The sequence below is a fragment of the Verrucosispora sp. NA02020 genome (genome assembly GCF_013364215.1).
Lineage (GTDB): Bacteria > Actinomycetota > Actinomycetes > Mycobacteriales > Micromonosporaceae > Micromonospora.
Window position 1 is genome coordinate 503590 of sequence record NZ_CP054923.1, and the last position, 15517, is coordinate 519106.

At 71.0% G+C, this 15517-nt stretch carries 15 protein-coding genes; 11 read left to right on the top strand and 4 right to left on the bottom strand.

Annotated features, from left to right (window positions below):
- Positions 1–9 precede the first annotated feature (9 nt).
- Both HUT12_RS02355 and HUT12_RS02360 read right to left on the bottom strand, forming a co-directional pair.
- Positions 10–894 (bottom strand): ABC transporter ATP-binding protein, encoded by an 885-nt coding sequence (locus tag HUT12_RS02355; protein WP_131055698.1) that lies wholly within the window; start codon positions 892–894, stop codon positions 10–12.
- 61 nt (positions 895–955) lie between these two features.
- Positions 956–3010 carry an AAA family ATPase gene (locus HUT12_RS02360; protein WP_176092333.1) on the bottom strand — a complete coding sequence of 685 codons (2055 nt, stop codon included), beginning with the start codon at positions 3008–3010 and terminating at the stop codon, positions 956–958.
- A gap of 296 nt (positions 3011–3306) precedes the next feature.
- On the opposite strand from HUT12_RS02360, the gene HUT12_RS02365 reads away from it, so the two are divergent.
- Positions 3307–4158, top strand: coding sequence for a menaquinone biosynthetic enzyme MqnA/MqnD family protein (locus HUT12_RS02365; protein WP_176092334.1), 852 nt, complete (start codon positions 3307–3309; stop codon positions 4156–4158).
- 93 nt (positions 4159–4251) lie between these two features.
- On the opposite strand, the gene HUT12_RS02370 is transcribed toward HUT12_RS02365, so the two are convergent.
- Together HUT12_RS02370 and HUT12_RS02375 are read right to left on the bottom strand one after the other, a co-directional pair.
- The gene (locus HUT12_RS02370) at positions 4252–5190 is read right to left on the bottom strand and encodes a serine hydrolase (protein WP_131054610.1); all 939 of its coding nucleotides are present in this window, start codon (positions 5188–5190) and stop codon (positions 4252–4254) included.
- The gene (locus tag HUT12_RS02375; protein WP_131054609.1) at positions 5190–6173 is read right to left on the bottom strand and encodes a hypothetical protein; all 984 of its coding nucleotides are present in this window, start codon (positions 6171–6173) and stop codon (positions 5190–5192) included. Before HUT12_RS02375 ends, HUT12_RS02370 begins: the two co-directional genes overlap by 1 nt.
- A gap of 363 nt (positions 6174–6536) precedes the next feature.
- On the opposite strand from HUT12_RS02375, the gene paaA reads away from it, so the two are divergent.
- The 10 genes from paaA to HUT12_RS02425 all read left to right on the top strand — a co-directional run bounded on the left by paaA (position 6537) and on the right by HUT12_RS02425 (position 15426).
- Positions 6537–7592 carry a 1,2-phenylacetyl-CoA epoxidase subunit PaaA gene (paaA, locus tag HUT12_RS02380; RefSeq protein WP_131054608.1) on the top strand — a complete coding sequence of 352 codons (1056 nt, stop codon included), beginning with the start codon at positions 6537–6539 and terminating at the stop codon, positions 7590–7592.
- A gap of 173 nt (positions 7593–7765) precedes the next feature.
- Entirely contained in the window at positions 7766–8068 is a 303-nt protein-coding gene (gene paaB, locus HUT12_RS02385) for a 1,2-phenylacetyl-CoA epoxidase subunit PaaB (protein ID WP_131054607.1), read from the top strand.
- Positions 8065–8790, top strand: a complete 726-nt coding sequence (paaC, locus tag HUT12_RS02390; protein WP_131054606.1) for a 1,2-phenylacetyl-CoA epoxidase subunit PaaC — start codon at positions 8065–8067, stop codon at positions 8788–8790. The genes paaB and paaC overlap by 4 nt, the downstream gene beginning before the upstream one ends.
- A gap of 19 nt (positions 8791–8809) precedes the next feature.
- Entirely contained in the window at positions 8810–9286 is a 477-nt protein-coding gene (gene paaD, locus HUT12_RS02395) for a 1,2-phenylacetyl-CoA epoxidase subunit PaaD (RefSeq protein ID WP_176092335.1), read from the top strand.
- Positions 9283–10401: a 1,2-phenylacetyl-CoA epoxidase subunit PaaE gene (gene paaE / locus HUT12_RS02400; protein ID WP_176092336.1), complete on the top strand. Its 1119-nt coding sequence runs from the start codon at positions 9283–9285 to the stop codon at positions 10399–10401. The genes paaD and paaE overlap by 4 nt, the downstream gene beginning before the upstream one ends.
- 198 nt (positions 10402–10599) lie before the next feature.
- The gene (locus HUT12_RS02405) at positions 10600–11400 is read left to right on the top strand and encodes an SGNH/GDSL hydrolase family protein (protein ID WP_176092337.1); all 801 of its coding nucleotides are present in this window, start codon (positions 10600–10602) and stop codon (positions 11398–11400) included.
- 219 nt (positions 11401–11619) lie between these two features.
- The gene (gene mqnC / locus HUT12_RS02410; RefSeq protein ID WP_176092338.1) at positions 11620–12810 is read left to right on the top strand and encodes a cyclic dehypoxanthinyl futalosine synthase; all 1191 of its coding nucleotides are present in this window, start codon (positions 11620–11622) and stop codon (positions 12808–12810) included.
- A gap of 294 nt (positions 12811–13104) precedes the next feature.
- Complete coding sequence (locus HUT12_RS02415; RefSeq protein WP_176092339.1) at positions 13105–14286, top strand: LPXTG cell wall anchor domain-containing protein; 1182 nt, start codon at positions 13105–13107, stop codon at positions 14284–14286.
- 149 nt (positions 14287–14435) lie between these two features.
- Complete coding sequence (locus HUT12_RS02420; RefSeq protein WP_176092340.1) at positions 14436–15143, top strand: demethylmenaquinone methyltransferase; 708 nt, start codon at positions 14436–14438, stop codon at positions 15141–15143.
- Positions 15144–15219: 76 nt separating this feature from the next.
- The gene (locus tag HUT12_RS02425; protein WP_131054082.1) at positions 15220–15426 is read left to right on the top strand and encodes a hypothetical protein; all 207 of its coding nucleotides are present in this window, start codon (positions 15220–15222) and stop codon (positions 15424–15426) included.
- Positions 15427–15517: the final 91 nt, after the last annotated feature.

The following is a 15517-nucleotide window of genomic DNA, read 5'->3' on the forward strand; positions in this document are numbered from 1 at the left end:
GGCACTTCCTCAGACGGGGGTCGGCTCGGTCTCGGCGGTGGTGATGGCGAGGAACGCCTCCTCCAGCGAGGTGGGCCGTACCTCCAGATCGCGGAAGTCGACACCGCTGGTGACCAGGTCGCGGACGAGCTGGTCGGCGTCGGCGGTGAGCAGGTGCGTCCGGCCGTCGACGTGTTCGGTGCGGACCACTCCGGGCAGCGTCGGCAGCGCGTCGGTGGTCAGACTGACCCGGCGTACGCCGACCACGGCCCGGACCGCGTCGACGCTGTCGTCGGCGAGTACCCGGCCGTGCCCGATCACCACGATCCGGCGTGCCAGCGTCTCCACCTCTTCGAGGTAGTGGCTGCTCAGCAGCACCGTGCCGCCGTCGGCGTGGAAGGACCGGATGGCGTTCCAGAGGGTGTGCCGGGCCTCCACGTCGAGCCCGGTGGTCGGCTCGTCGAGCAACACCAGCCGGGGGCGGCCGACGAACGCCAGCGCCACGGCCAGCCGGCGTTTCTGTCCGCCGGACAACCCGCCGGTCTGCCGCTTGAGCTGGTCGGTGAGGCCGAACCGGTCGAGCAGTTCATCCCGGGGCACCGGGTCCGGGTAGTGGGCGGAGACGAAGTCGACCACCTCGCCGACGCGCAGGGTGGCGGGGAGCCCGGTCTCCTGCGGCGTCACGCCGATCCGTTGCCGGTTCGCCGCGTCCCGGGGGTCGCCGCCGAACAGCTCCACCCGGCCCGAGGTCGGCCGGCGCAGCCCCACCAGCAGGTTGAGCAGGGTGCTTTTGCCGGCGCCGTTCGGCCCGAGCAGGCCGACCAGTTCGCCCGCACGGACCTCCAGGTCGACCCGGTCCAGTGCGAGGACGTCGCCGTAGCGGCGACTGACCTGATCGGCGCGGGCGAGAATCACGGGGGGCTCCTTCCATGGTGCTCCGTGTACAACGGTCTATCGGGTCGGTGCCACCGCGCAATCAGCCGAGTGGTGCGGGCAGCGGCGCGACGTGCACCACCGAGAGCCGGGACACCGCCCGGGTGAGCACCACGTACAGGCGGTGCAGGCCGCGCGGTTCGGCCGCCACGATGGCCGCCGGTTCGGCGACGACCACGTGGTCGTACTCCAGGCCCTTGATCGTCGTGGCGGGCATGACGGAGATCCGCGTACCCGCCGTCGGTTCGTCGACGGTCGCCGTCTCGATCCCCGCCGCGGCCAGCGCCGCGCGTAGCCCGGCCACCGCGTCGTCGGCGGCGATCACCGCGATCGACCCCTCGTGCGCGAGCGCCGCGCGCACCTCGGCGACCGTCGCCTCGGACAGCTCGGTCACGGTACGCACCGCGAGCATGCCGTCGTGGCGCAGCGACTCGGCCGGCGGTACGTCGACGGCGAGCGCCGGCAGCAGCCGGTTGGCGAAGGCGAGCACCTCCGCCGGCACCCGGAAACCGACCGTCAACGGCACCACGACCGCGTCCGGCTTGCCCAGGTGGCGCAGGGTCTCCCGCCAGTCGGTGGCGGCCCACGGCGCGGTCGCCTGCGCCAGGTCGCCGAGGAGGGTGAGCGAGCCGTGCTCGCTGCGCCGGGCGATCACCCGGCACTGCATCGCGGAGAGGTCCTGGGCTTCGTCGATGACGACATGGCCGAAGCCGGTCGGCCGCTCGATCAGCCCGGCCGCCTCGTCGATCAGGACGGCGTCGGCGGCGGTCCACCGGGTGGCCTTCGGCGTACGGGCCCGCTTCCCGGCGGTGAGCAGGGCCTGCTCGTCAGGGGTGAGCAGTCCCTCGGCTGCCGCCGCGAGCCGGGCGGGATCACCGAGCAGGGCGTGCACCAGCCCTTCCGGGGTGAGCGCGGGCCAGACCGCGTCCAGGAAGGTGGTGACCGGCGTCGAGCGGCCCGTCCGGCGCAGCCAGGCGTCGCTGGGCGACTCCGCCCGCCGGGCCTCGGCCTGCCGTTGCAGCAGCCCGACGACCCGGGCGCGGATCCGTTCCCGCCCGACGGCGTACGGCAGTCCTTCCGCGCGCGTCTCGTGGACCAGCCGGTGCAGTGGCTCCAATCCGATCCGCCAGCGGTACGAGCCGTCGGAGACGGTCATCGCCTCGGTCGGCTCGCCCACGTACGCGTCGACGGCCCGGCGCAGCACCTCGGCCATCCGGGCGTCGTGCTTGATCCTCGCCACCTCCGGCGCTTCCATCGCGCGCACCGCCACCCGGTCGACCAGGTCCTCGACGGTGGCCTGCGCGACCTCCACCTCACCGAGGGCGGGCAGCACCGCCGCGATGTACCCGAGGAACGCCCGGTTCGGGCCGACGACCAGCACCTTCGACCGGCGCAGCCGCTCCCGGTGCAGATAGAGCAGGTACGCGGCGCGGTGCAACCCCACCGCCGTCTTCCCGGTGCCCGGCGCGCCCTGTACGCAGATCGAGTCGGCCAGGTCGGCGCGGACCAGCTCGTCCTGCTCCGGCTGGATGGTGGCGACGATGTCACGCATCGGCCCGATCCGGGGGCGTTCGATCTCGGCGGTCAGGATCCGGCTGGCGGTGCCGAGTTCCTCGCCCCGGTCGAGGTGCTCGTCCTCGAAGCTGGTCAGTACGCCGTCGCCGAAACCGAACCGGCGGCGGACCGCGAGCCCCTGCGGGTCGCGCGCGCTGGCCCGGTAGAACGACCGCGACACCGGGGCCCGCCAGTCCAGCACCAGCGGTTCGCCCTGCTCGTCGGTGACGTGCCGGCGGCCGACGTGGTAGCGCCGCCCGGCGTGCTCGGCATCGGCGTCGCCGAAGTCGAGGCGGCCGAAGAACAACGGCGTCCGCGGGTCGTCGGCGAGTTCGGCCACCCGCCGGGCGAGGTGCCGCCCGAGCTGTTCGGCGGTGTACGAGTCACCGGCCACCGTGTCGCCGGTGGCGAAGAGGGCCTCGGCGCGTTCCCGCATCCGGTGTAGTGCCGCGCGGGACCGGGTCAGGTGCGTCCGCTCGGCGGTCAGCTCGTCGTCGAGGCCGGACGGCGGTGGGTACGGGGTGTGTGGGGCGTGCAGGCTCATCCACGTGCTCCTTGACGGGGAGGAAGGCTGCCGCTCGCGTGTCCGACCACGGGTCGGCGCGGGACGTCCGCTCCGGTGCTACTCACCTCGGCCGTCAGGCGGAAACGAACAGCCTACACCCTGCCGGGCGGCCAGCAACCGATTTACCACCACCCCGAGCCGGGGCCGTGCAAGGAAGGGCCCCCTGCTAACGCCTGGTGTCGTACAGGGGACCCCTGCTTACATCAGGTGCGGGGTTGGCCACTTCCGGGGCGGCTCGCTGAGCCGATCGGGCGGTGCGGGGATACGGTCGGGGCATGGTCGAGCGCGTCGCCCGCCCCCGGGTCGGGCACATCCAGTTCCTCAACTGCCTGCCCATCTACTGGGGGCTGATGCGCTCGGGTGCGCTGCTCGACGTCGACCTGCACAAGGACTCGCCGGACCGGCTCAGCGCCGCGCTGGTCGCCGGTGACCTGGACATCGGGCCGATCACCCTGGTCGAGTACCTGCGGCACGCCGACGAACTGCTGCTCCTGCCGGACCTGGCGGTCGGCAGTGACGGCCCGGTGCTCTCGGTCAACCTGGTCAGCACCCGCCCGCTGGCCGACCTCGACGGGGCGCGGATCGCGCTCGGGTCCACCTCGCGGACCGGGGTGCTGCTCGCCCGGCTGCTGTTGCGCGAGCGGTACGGCGTCGACCCGGAGTACTTCCGCTGCCCGCCGGACCTGACCCAGATGCTGCTGGAGGCCGACGCCGCGGTGCTGATCGGTGACGTGGCCCTGCGGGCGATGTACGAAGCCCCCCGGCAGGGGCTGACCGTGACCGACCTGGGGCTCGCCTGGCGGGAGTGGACCGGCCTGCCGATGGTCTTCGCCGTCTGGGCGGTCCGCCGCGACTTCGCCGCCGCCCATCCCGGCCTGGTCAAGGAGGTCCACGAGGCGTTCCTGCGCTCGCGTGACCTGTGCCTGGCCGAGCTGGACCAGGTCGCCGAGTCGGCGGCCCGGTGGGAACCCTTCGACGCGGCCACCCTCGCCGAGTACTTCCGGGCCCTGGACTTCTCGCTCGGCGAGCGTCAGGTCGCCGGGTTCCGGGAGTTCGCCCGTCGGGCCGCCGAGATCGGCGAGACGCCCGCGTTGCCGGCCGGCGGACCGGCCTTCTTCACCCGCTGACTGCACCCCGAACCGGCGGCAGCGCGGCCGTCGAGCCCCCGCCGTGCGCCGCCGCCGGCGCTGCGGTCGGCTGCTGAGACCACCCGCGCACCCTCAGGTACGCGTCAGCAGGGCCTCGGTGATCTCCTGGCAGTTGTCCATGCCGTACTCGTAGCCCTTGGCGATGGGGTAGCGGAGCATCACGCCCATCGTCCAGGTGTCGCCGACCGCCAGGCAGTTGACGTGGATCTCCTGCTCCTGGGTGCGGTCCACCCAGCCGTTCTTGATGGCGATCCGCTTCGCCTCGTCGGCCGGGAACGCCTTGCGGATGCCGAAGTCGCCGGCACCGCGTACCAGGCGCATCTCCTTGAGCAGCCACTTGGTCCACTCGGGGCCGGCGGCCCGTCCGTCGGCGATGCAGTTGCCCAGCCGGGCGGTGTCGCGGGGAGACAGCTCGGTACGGCTCCACCCCAGGTCACTGGAGACCTTGCTGTCGGTCAGGTCACAGACGGACAGCAACCGCTTGATCGACGCGGCCCGCCCGATCTGGGTGTAGAGCTGCTCGGTGCGGGTGTTGTCGCTGTCCCGGATGATCCTGGTCAGGTCGTCGAGCTTCGCGTCGCTCGGCGTCTGTCCCGCGTTCGCGGTGCGGCGCAGGTAGTCGGCGACGACCCAGGACTTGATGAGCGAGGCGGTGGTGTTGGTCTCGTCCATGTTGTCCGAGCCGATGATCTCGCCGGAACGGCGGTCCAGCACGCTCCAGCCGTACCAGCCGTCGATGTCCAGGTCGAGCTGCTTCGCCGCGAACGGCAGCGGCTCGGGCTCCGGTGACGGGCTGGGCGAGGGCGACGGACGCGTGTGGCGGTCGGTGAGCGAGCCGTCGCGGGACACCGGCGGATCGGACCGGCCCCACTCGGCGGCGGCGCGGGACTCGAAGGGCGAGCCGGGGAGCAGGCGCAGGGAGACCAGGACCAGCCCGAGCAGTACGCAGGCGATCGCGATCAGCCGTAGCGGGGATGTTCCGCCCTCCCGGTCGCGCTTGCGGGCGGCCATCAGAGCTTTCCGACCGGCTGCTGCGGCACCTTGAGCGCACCGCCGGGCTGCGGGGTCACCAGTTGGGCGGCGACGCTGGCGCAGACGTCGGCCCCGTAGTCGAGCTTCTCGGCGATCGAATAGCGAAGCATGACGGCCAGACTCCACTTCTCGGTGACGGCGAGGCAGTTGACGTGCCAGTTGCGGTCGTAATAGAGGCGGGTCCAGCCGTTCTTCATGCCGACCGGGCCCTGACTGGTGATCGACTCAGGTAGGCCGTCGATGATGCCCCATCGGCCGCCGCCCCAACCCTTCTCCTCGTGCTGGTCCTTGTCGGCGGTGGTGCCGCGCACCTTGCTCATCTCGGAGAGCACCCATTCGGTCCACTTCGGGCCGGCTGCCCGGCCGTCGGCGATGCAGTCGCCGAGTCGGACCGCGTCGCGCGGGGACATCCTGGTGAAGCTCCACCAGCCCTCGTACCCCTTGACGTTGCCCCGCTTGGTGTCGGTGAGGTCGCAGATGCTGATCGCGCGCTTGATCACCGGGCCGGGTTGACCGCCGGCCGGCACCGCGTACGAGCCGCCGGCCATGCGGTAGATGTAGTTGGTCGACGAGTCATCGCTGTCCCGGATGGCCTTGCTGGCCGCCTTCTTCTGCGCGGCCGTCGGCTCCTCGTCGCCGAGTTGGCGCAGGTAGTCGGCGACGATCCAGGCCTTGATCATCGACTCGGTTGAGCTTGTCGCGGCCATGTTCTTCGAGCCGGAGATCTTGCCCGACTCGCGGTCCATCAGCGCCCACGAGAAGAACTCGCCCTCGAAGTTCACCGAGACCTTGCCTGCGGCGAGGGTCGGTGGCGGCGGTGGCGCGGGCGGCGGCGCCGCGACGCTCTCCTGGGCGGCGTTCGCCTCGTCGCCGGAGAGCCGGGCGTACGCGGCCGGCACCAGCATGACGCCGCCGAGTAGCACCGCCGTGACGGCGAACACCATGATCACGCGAGATCGCATGAGCGGGTGAGCTCCAGATGTCAGGGCCGGGGGGACCGGCTTGTTGCCAGGACTGACCGGTATGGATCGCTTGCGGAGGCGGGGGATGTGCCCCTGAAGGCAGGCGATCGTTCGGCACCGATCGGTGTGACCTGCGAAGTCTACGTCCGGATCTGCGTGACGCCAGGATCCGACACTGGCCAACTCGCGGGGAAGGCGGGATAAGAACCCGCTACGCGGCTGTTGCGAGGATTTGTGGCTCGTTTGTGACCCGTCTCACAGCGACGGACGCTACTCGTGGCGTGCGGCCGGTAACGCTCGGGCATCTCGTATTTCTATGACACCCCTCTGGTGCCGCTGGTCGCAAGCTGTAACACTGAGTCCATGTATGGCAATGACTTCCCGGGCGAGGACCCGCCCGGCGGCCTGCTCGGCGAGGTCGAGGCGGCGGAGGCCGCGCTGCGCGCCGCGGCGGAACAGGGACGGACGGCCGCCGAACCCGGCACCGACCTGGCGACGTACTTCACGGCCGTGGTCGAGGCCGACCAGAAGATCGAGCCGCGCGACTGGATGCCGGAGGCGTACCGGCGGACGCTGATCCGGCAGATCGCCCAGCACGCGCACTCCGAGATCATCGGCATGCAGCCGGAGGGCAACTGGATCAGCCGGGCGCCGTCGCTCAAGCGCAAGGCGATCCTGCTCGCCAAGGTGCAGGACGAGGCCGGTCACGGGCTCTACCTCTACGCCGCCGCCGAGACCCTCGGGGTGAGCCGGGACGAACTGGTCCAGCTCCTCCTCGACGGCCGGCAGAAGTACAGCTCGATCTTCAACTACCCGACTCTGACCTGGGCCGACGTCGGTGCCATCGGCTGGCTGGTGGACGGCGCGGCGATCGTCAACCAGGTGCCGTTGTGCCGCTGCTCCTACGGCCCGTACGCCCGCGCCATGATCCGGGTCTGCAAGGAGGAGTCGTTCCACCAGCGCCAGGGCTACGAGATCCTGCACGTGCTGGCACACGGCACCCCGGCCCAGCGGGCGATGGCGCAGGACGCGGTCGACCGCTGGTGGTATCCGTCGCTGGCCATGTTCGGCCCGCCGGACGGTGACTCCACCCACTCCGCCCAGTCGATGGCCTGGAAGATCAAGCGCTTCTCCAACGACGAGTTGCGGCAGCGCTTCGTGGACATGTGCGTCGGCCAGGCGGAGGCGCTCGGGCTCACCATTCCCGACCCGGACCTGCGCTGGAACGAGGAGCGCCAGGCGTACGACTACACCCAGCCCGACTACGCCGAGCTGATGCGGGTGATCAAGGGCAACGGGCCGTGCAACCGGCAGCGGATGGCGCACCGCCGCCAGGCGCACACCGACGGCGCATGGGTACGCGAGGCCGCCGAGGCGTACGCGGCGAAGCGGCGGACCAACGAGAAGGTGGCGGCGTGAGCGCGAGGAGTGAGCCGGTGTTGCGAGCCCCGCAGTCGCGAACCGAGGTGGCACCGTGAGCGCGAGGAGTGAGCCGATTCTGCGAGCCCCGCAGTCGCGAACCGAGGTGGCACCGTGAGCGCGAGGAGTGAGCCGATTCTGCGAGCCCCGCAGTCGCGAACCGAGGCAACACAGTGAGCGCGACGAGTGCTGGCAGGGAAACCTCGCCGCTCTGGGAGGTCTTCGTCCGGGCCCGACGGGGTCTGTCGCACACGCACGTGGGCAGCCTGCACGCGCCCGACGCCGAGTTGGCGCTGCGCAACGCCCGGGACCTCTACACCCGCCGTCAGGAGGGGGTGTCGATCTGGGTGGTGCCGGCCGGCGCGATCACCGCCTCCAGCCCCGACGAGAAGGACGCCTTCTTCGACCCGGCCGCCGACAAGGTCTACCGCCATCCCACCTTCTACGAGGTGCCGGACGGGGTGGCGCACCTGTGAACGGTCCCTTCGCCTTCACCCTGGCGCTCGGCGACGACGCGTTGATCGCGGCGCAGCGGCTCGCCGAGTGGACCACCCGCGCCCCGGAGATGGAGGAGGACATCGCGCTGGCCAACATCGCCCTCGACCAGCTCGGTGCGGCGCGGCTGCTGCTGACGTACGCGGGTGAGCTGGAGGGCGCGGGCCGCGACGAGGACGCGCTGGCGTACCTGCGCGACGACCGGGAGTTCCGCAACTGCCTGCTGGTCGAGCTGCCGAACGGCGACTTCGCGGTGACCATGGCGAAGCTGCTCGTGCTGTCGGCGTACCAGCTTCCGCTCTACACCGCGCTGGCCGGCTGCGCGGACGAGCGGCTGGCCGCGATCGGCGGCAAGGCCCGCAAGGAGTCCGCCTACCACCTGGACCACGCCGCGCTCTGGGTGAAGCGGCTCGGCGACGGCACCGCCGAGTCGCACCGGCGGATGCAGGCCGCCGTCGACCAGGTCTGGCCGTACGCCGACGAGCTGTTCACCCCCGGGCCGGATGCGCCGGTCGACCCGGCCACCCTGCGGGACGGATTCGACCGCACGGTCACCGGGGTGCTCGCCGAGGCGACCCTCACCGCGCCCGAGTCGGCCTGGGCGCCGGCCGGCGGGCGGGACGGCGTGCACACCGAACACCTGTCGTACCTGCTCGCCGAGATGCAGGTGCTGCACCGCGCCCACCCCGGGGCGCGCTGGTGAGCGCGGACGGACCGCCGCGATGACCGACCCGCGCACGGCCGTCGCGTCGGTGGTGGACCCCGAGATCCGGGTGGTCACCATCGACGACCTCGGCATCCTGCGGGCGGTCGAGGAGGATGCGGCCACCGGCCACGTCGTGGTGACCATCACCCCGACGTACACCGGCTGCCCGGCGATGGACGTCATCCGGGCCGACATCCGGCGGGCGTTGGCCGCCGCCGGACATCCGGACGCCGAGGTGCGTACGGTGCACAGTCCCGCCTGGAGCACCGACTGGATCAGCGATGCCGGCCGGGCCAAGCTGGCCGCCGCCGGCATCGCCCCACCGCAGGCGGCACCCCGCGACGGCGTGGTCCCGTTGACCCTCGCCGTGCGGTGCCCACGCTGCGGTTCACCGGAGACCGAGCAGCTCAGTCGCTTCGGCTCCACCGCGTGCAAGGCGCTGTGGCGCTGTCGCGCCTGTTCCGAACCCTTCGACCATGTGAAGGCGCTGTGACTGTCACCATCACCCGTCCGGTCCGCCGCCGCCCGGTGTTCCACCCGTTGCCCGTGGTCGCGGTGGACCGGCTCACCGCCGACGCCGTCGCGATCACCTTCGACGTACCCGAGGACCTGCGCGAGACCTTCGCCTTCCAGGCCGGCCAGCACCTCACCGTACGGCTGCCCACCGAGGGTGGGGGTGCCGGCCAGGACGTGCGCCGGTCGTACTCGATCTGCTCGATCCCGCAGGACCTGGCCCGGCACGGGCGGCTGCGGATCGGCGTGCGGGAGATCCCCGGCGGGGCGTTCTCGGCGTACGCCTGCGGGGTGCTGCGGCGCGGCGACACCGTCGAGGTGCTGCCGCCGCTGGGACACTTCGGCACCGCGTTCGACCCGGACCGGGTCCGTCGCTACGGCGCGGTGGTCGCCGGCTCCGGGATCACCCCGGTGCTGTCGCTGATCGCCACCGCCCTGGCCGTCGAGCCGGCCAGCACCTTCACCCTGGTGTACGGCAACCGCACGGCCAACTCGGTGATGTTCGCCGAGGAGTTGGCCGACCTGAAGGACCGCTACCCGACCCGGCTGCACCTGGTGCACGTGCTGTCCCGGGAGCAGACCGAGTCGCCGCTGCTCTCCGGGCGGATCGACGCCACGCGTCTGGGGTGGTTGCTGGACACCGTGGTGCCCGGTGGCGCGATCGAGGAGTGGTTCCTCTGCGGCCCGTACGGGCTCGTGGTGGACGCCAGGACGGTGCTCGTCGGGCGGGGCGTCGCCGAGTCGGCGGTGCACACGGAGCTGTTCCACGTCGACGCGCCACCGGAGCCGGTCCGCCGTCCGGGCGACGAGCCGGGCACCGGCACCGAGGTCACCATCCTGCTCGACGGCCGCTCGTCGCGCTTCACCATGCGCCGCGACGAGCGGGTCCTGGACGCGGCGTTGAAGGTCCGCAGCGAGTTGCCGTACGCCTGCAAGGGCGGCGTCTGCTCGACCTGCCGCGCGAAGGTGGTCTCCGGTCGGGTCGAGATGGCCCGCAACTACGCGCTTGAGCCTGACGAGGTGGCCGCCGGTTACGTGCTGACCTGCCAGTCCAGCCCGGTCACCGACACCGTCACCGTCGACTACGACGCCTGAGGCCACCCGCGTCACCCGCTCGGTCGGAAGATCGCCGACCGGGACCTGAACATGCGCGGGCTTCGCACCGTCTGTGTCGCCGAGGGATGAACGAGAGCATCGTCCGGTTCTCGATGGCTGGACCGACTTGGTCCGCTTTGGAGGAGCGCTGACGCGGCCATCCCGGCCAGTTCCGGCTTCACACTCAGAAAGGAAGCCATGCGCAAATTCACCTCGGTGGTGGTTGCCGCAGCCATGGCGTTCATCGCCATGGAGGCGGTCGTCGGTGCACCCGCCCGCGCCGCAGCCCCCCAGGAGTACGTGGCACTCGGCGACTCGTACGCCTCCGGCGTCGGGGCCTTCCCGTACGACTCGGCAAGTGGCGCATGTCTGCGCAGTCCGAGGAGCTACCCGAGGCTGCTGGCCTCCAGCGTCGGCGGGTACACGCTCAAGGACGTCACCTGCAGCGGTGCCACCATGGCCGACGTGCGCAGCAAGCAGCTCTCCGCGTTGAGCAGCAACACCGCGCTGGTCAGCATCACGGTGGGCGGCAACGACGCGCAGTTCTCCTCGGTGGCGACGGGCTGCCTCACCGAGAGCGAGTGGTACTGCGAGACCGCCACCATGTACTCCTCGTACTACGCCCGTAACCAGATGGTGGGCGAGCTCGCCGGCCTCTACGGCGAGATCAAGCGCCGGGCGCCCAAGGCGAAGGTGGTCGTGCTCGGCTACCCGAGGCTGGTCGCCCCGACCGGCTCCTGCGGCGCGATCAGCCCCAGTGCCGCCAAGCGCACCTTCATGAACGGCAACGCCGACGCGGTGGCCGAGGGCACCCGCGCGGCGGCGAGCCGGGCCGGCGTCACCTTCGTCGACATGCGTCCGGTCCTCGCCGGTTACGAGGCGTGCAGCCCCAGGCCGTTCATCCACGGCGTCAACCTGACCCGCCTCACCGAGACCTTCCACCCGAACGCGGAAGGGCACGCCGCGTACACCATGTTGCTGGCGGCGTACCGCTCCTGATCCGACCAGGTCGAGGCCCGACGGGGCCGTTCGTGTCCCGAGGGACGCGGGCGGCCCCGCCTCGTCGACGCACCCGAGAGATCTTGGTGCGACACCGCCCTTCCGGGGGCCGTTTCGTACCGAGATCCGCGCTGCGGCGGTGGGTGCTGGTCCTACCTTGGTCACAGGGTGGCCGGGCCTGGAGGTGGTCGGTGGGAGTCGCGACGTAGGCTCGGTGGCGTGACGACGAGCCGGGAGATCGACGACATCCTGCAGCGTGGCGCGGACGGTGGGCGGATCACGCCCGAGGAGGCGCTGCTGCTCTACACCGAGGCGCCCTTCCACGCGCTGGGCGAGGCCGCGGACGCGGTGCGCCGTCGGCGGTACCCGGACAACGTCGTCACCTACCTGATCGACCGCAACATCAACTACACCAACGTCTGCGTGACGGCGTGCAAGTTCTGCGCCTTCTATCGGGCTCCGAAGCACAAGGAGGGGTGGACCCACCCCACCGAGGAGATCCTGCGCCGCTGCGGCGAGGCGGTCGAGCTGGGCGCGACCCAGGTCATGCTCCAGGGCGGCCACCACCCGGACTACGGGGTGGAGTACTACGAGGAGTTGTTCTCCTCGGTCAAGAAGGCGTACCCGCAGCTCGCCATCCACTCGATCGGGCCGAGCGAGATCCTGCACATGGCGAAGGTCTCCGGCGTGAGCCTGGACGACGCCATCGCCCGGATCAAGGCCGCCGGGCTGGACTCGATCGCCGGTGCCGGTGCCGAGATGCTTCCGGAGCGCCCGCGCCGGGCGATCGCGCCGCTCAAGGAGTCGGGTGAGCGCTGGCTGGAGGTCATGGAGCTGGCGCACCGGCAGGGCGTCGAGTCGACCGCGACGATGATGATGGGCACCGGTGAGACGGCCGCCGAGCGGATCGAGCACCTGCGGATGATCCGCGACGTGCAGGACCGTACCCAGGGCTTCCGGTCGTTCATCCCGTGGACGTACCAGCCGGAGAACAACCACCTCAAGGGCCGGACCCAGGCGACCACGCTGGAGTACCTGCGCCTGGTGGCGGTGGCCCGGATCTTCTTCGAGACCGTGCCGCACCTGCAGGCGTCCTGGTTGACCACGGGCAAGGACGTGGGGCAGCTCGCGCTGCACATGGGCGTGGACGACCTGGGTTCGATCATGCTGGAGGAGAACGTCATCTCCTCGGCGGGTGCCCGGCACCGGTCCAACCTGCACGAGCTGATCGGGATGATCCGCTCCGCCGACCGGATCCCGGCGCAACGGGACACGCTCTACCAGCGGCTGGCCGTGCACCACACCCCCGCCGACGACCCCACCGACGAACGGGTGGTGTCGCACTTCTCGTCGATCGCGCTGCCCGGCGGCGGTGCCGGCCGCTCCCTGCCGCTGGTCGAGGCGAACTGACTCTCCCCGAGGTCACGGGCGGTTTCCGGGAAGGTCACGGTTCGCCAACGGTGTCGCTTCTCAGCTGATCATCCGAACGGCTCACCCCGCCCATCCATCCGGTTCGAAGCGCGACGCCGGAGCGGTGCGGGGTCGCGCTCCCCTGGGCAACAAGAGCCATCAATCCGGACAAACCTTAAATGGCGATTAGCTGAGCAGCCTGTGGCGGGTGTGAACCGGGGTGGCGCGGGTGATCCCTGAGCGCTAACGTCCCCGGCCGTACGCTTCACACCACTCCACGGGGGAGACCCTTCAATGATCTTCCGCACTCGCCGTGCCGCGAGCCTGGCCACGGCCGCACTGCTCGCCTCGGGCGCGGTCGCCGCGTTCGGCGCGCCGGCCCACGCGGCCGGCACCGAGACCGACCTGGCGATCACCTCGGCCGGCACCAAGGTCACCGACGGTGTCTGGGGCAAGGTCGCCTGGGCCAAGATCGCCAACCAGGGCAAGAACACCCCGAGCAAGGTCTCCCTCAGGGTCGACGCCTCCAAGGTGGACGAGAGCAAGCTCTGGTTCGTGACGTTCACCGAGGGTGGGTGCACCTTCGACAACGACCCGGACCCGAACCTGTTCGTCTGCGAGCTGGACAAGACCGAGATCCCCGGTCCCGGCGAGACCACCGAGCTGCCGCTCCTCCTGATCAAGCCCGGTGGAACGGCCACCGGGCCGTACAAGGCCCCGGTCACCATCACCGTCGAGTCGCCGGACGACACCGACGACAGCAACAACAGCGTCACCTTCGACGTCGAGGTGACCCCGGAGAGCGGCGTCGACCTGGGCGTGATCGTCCCGGACGTGAAGACCAGCTTTGACTTCGAGACCGTCAAAGAGGGCAAGAAGCTGCACCCCGGTGACACCGCCCTGGTCTACAGCGAGATCGCCAACCAGGGCGACATGGCCGCACGGGGACTCAAGCTGACCTACAAGCTGCCCGAGCACGTCAGCCTGGCCTTCCCGATCGACGGCTGCAAGACCGGCGCCGACCGCACCGTGGTCTGCGAGGACAAGGACTTCGTGCTCGAGCAGGACAGCGTACTGATCCTCCCGCTGCCGGTCGTGGTGGACGAGGACGTGAAGGCGCCGGTGGCCCTCAAGGGCGGCTCGCTGGAGGCCGTGGCGCACGGCGCGTTGAAGCCGGAAGCCCGGATCAGCAAGCAGGCGACCAAGCCCGACTTCGACCGGGCCGAGGTCCGGAAGATCGAGGAGTCCGAGTTCGTCGACATCGACCCGTCCGACAACAGCGACGACTTCGCCGTGATCGTGGCGGCCACCGGCAACGGTGGCGGCGGCGGTGGCCTGCCGGTCACCGGTGTGCAGGCGGGCGTGATCGGCGCCGTCGGCGCGGGTGTCGTGCTCGCCGGTGCGGCCATGTTCCTGGTGTCCCGTCGTCGCCGGGTGGTCCTGGTGGCTCCGGGCGACGAGAAGACCAATTCCTGAGGTAGTCCTCAATCGGCCCGCGCGGGCCGTTCACATAACGCACGGCAGTAGGGGCGGGATGGGCGACCATCCCGCCCCTACTGTCTCTGCGGTGGGCGCCGGTGACCCTGGGCGTGAAGGGTGCGAGGCCCGGCTGGCAGAGTGGAGGGGTGAGCACCCCGCAGGGCCAGCGCGCCAGCCTGGACAAGCAGCCGCACGAGGTCGCCGCGATGTTCGACGGGGTCGCGGCCCGCTACGACCTGACCAACACCGTCCTCTCCTTCGGGCAGGACCGGTTCTGGCGGCGGGCCACCCGGGCCGCGCTGGATCTGCGCCCCGGGGACCGGGTGCTGGACGTGGGCGCGGGCACCGGGGTCTCGACCGAAGAGCTGTCCCGTTCCGGGGCGTACGCGGTCGGCGCCGACCTGTCGTTGGGCATGCTCTATGCGGGCAAGCGGGTCCGTCCACAGGTGCCGCTGCTGGCCGGTGACGCCCTCCGGCTGCCCTTCGCCGATGCGAGTTTCGACGCGGTGACCATCTCCTTCGCGCTGCGCAACGTCAGCGACACCGATGCGGCGCTGCGCGAGCTGGCGCGGGTCACCCGGCCCGGCGGCCGGCTGGTGGTGTGCGAGTTCAGCACCCCGGTCAACCCGGCCTTCCGCACCGTCTACCTGTCGTACCTGATGCGGTCGTTGCCTGCGGTGGCGCGGACGGTGTCCAGCAACCCGGACGCCTACGTCTATCTCGCCGAGTCGATCCGGGCCTGGCCGGACCAGCCCGCGCTGGCCGCCCGGGTGGGCGCGGCCGGGTGGGGTGGGGTGGCGTGGCGGAACCTGAGCGGCGGCATCGTGGCGCTGCACCGCGCGATCCGCGACTGACCCGACTTGCACCATTTTCACCGCTATTTGGGCGAATAAGTCTGTTTGATATTGTCTGCCGCTTAGGCTGGCCCGCATGACGGATTCGCGCCACGTGGCCATCGATGATGCCGCCGAGCTGGTCGACCAGCTCAGGGATCTGGCCGGCGCGGATCCGGCGGACGTGCGTCAGGTGGTGTCCGAGGTGCTCGCCGCGCTGGACCGGGCTGCCGGCGGCGCGCTGCGGGAGCACCTGCCGGAGACGATCCGCGCAGGTCTGGACGCGACCGGCCCCCGCGCATAGGGCTGCTCCGATGCCTCGGACGGCATGAGCCCAGCGTCCGGGAGTTCCGTCAGTGTCCTGTTTCCGTGATGTTAGGTCGCCCTAACAAACC

What these genes read in the sequence shown, in the direction of transcription:
- HUT12_RS02375 (WP_131054609.1), bottom strand. Translation starts at nt 6,173, where the DNA reads ATGCGATCTCGCGTGATCATGGTGTTCGCCGTCACGGCGGTGCTACTC.
- paaA (WP_131054608.1), top strand. Translation starts at nt 6,537, where the DNA reads ATGTATGGCAATGACTTCCCGGGCGAGGACCCGCCCGGCGGCCTGCTC.
- HUT12_RS02425 (WP_131054082.1), top strand. Translation starts at nt 15,220, where the DNA reads ATGACGGATTCGCGCCACGTGGCCATCGATGATGCCGCCGAGCTGGTC.
- HUT12_RS02370 (WP_131054610.1), bottom strand. Translation starts at nt 5,190, where the DNA reads ATGGCCGCCCGCAAGCGCGACCGGGAGGGCGGAACATCCCCGCTACGG.
- paaD (WP_176092335.1), top strand. Translation starts at nt 8,810, where the DNA reads ATGACCGACCCGCGCACGGCCGTCGCGTCGGTGGTGGACCCCGAGATC.
- HUT12_RS02415 (WP_176092339.1), top strand. Translation starts at nt 13,105, where the DNA reads ATGATCTTCCGCACTCGCCGTGCCGCGAGCCTGGCCACGGCCGCACTG.
- HUT12_RS02405 (WP_176092337.1), top strand. Translation starts at nt 10,600, where the DNA reads ATGCGCAAATTCACCTCGGTGGTGGTTGCCGCAGCCATGGCGTTCATC.
- HUT12_RS02365 (WP_176092334.1), top strand. Translation starts at nt 3,307, where the DNA reads ATGGTCGAGCGCGTCGCCCGCCCCCGGGTCGGGCACATCCAGTTCCTC.
- HUT12_RS02360 (WP_176092333.1), bottom strand. Translation starts at nt 3,010, where the DNA reads ATGAGCCTGCACGCCCCACACACCCCGTACCCACCGCCGTCCGGCCTC.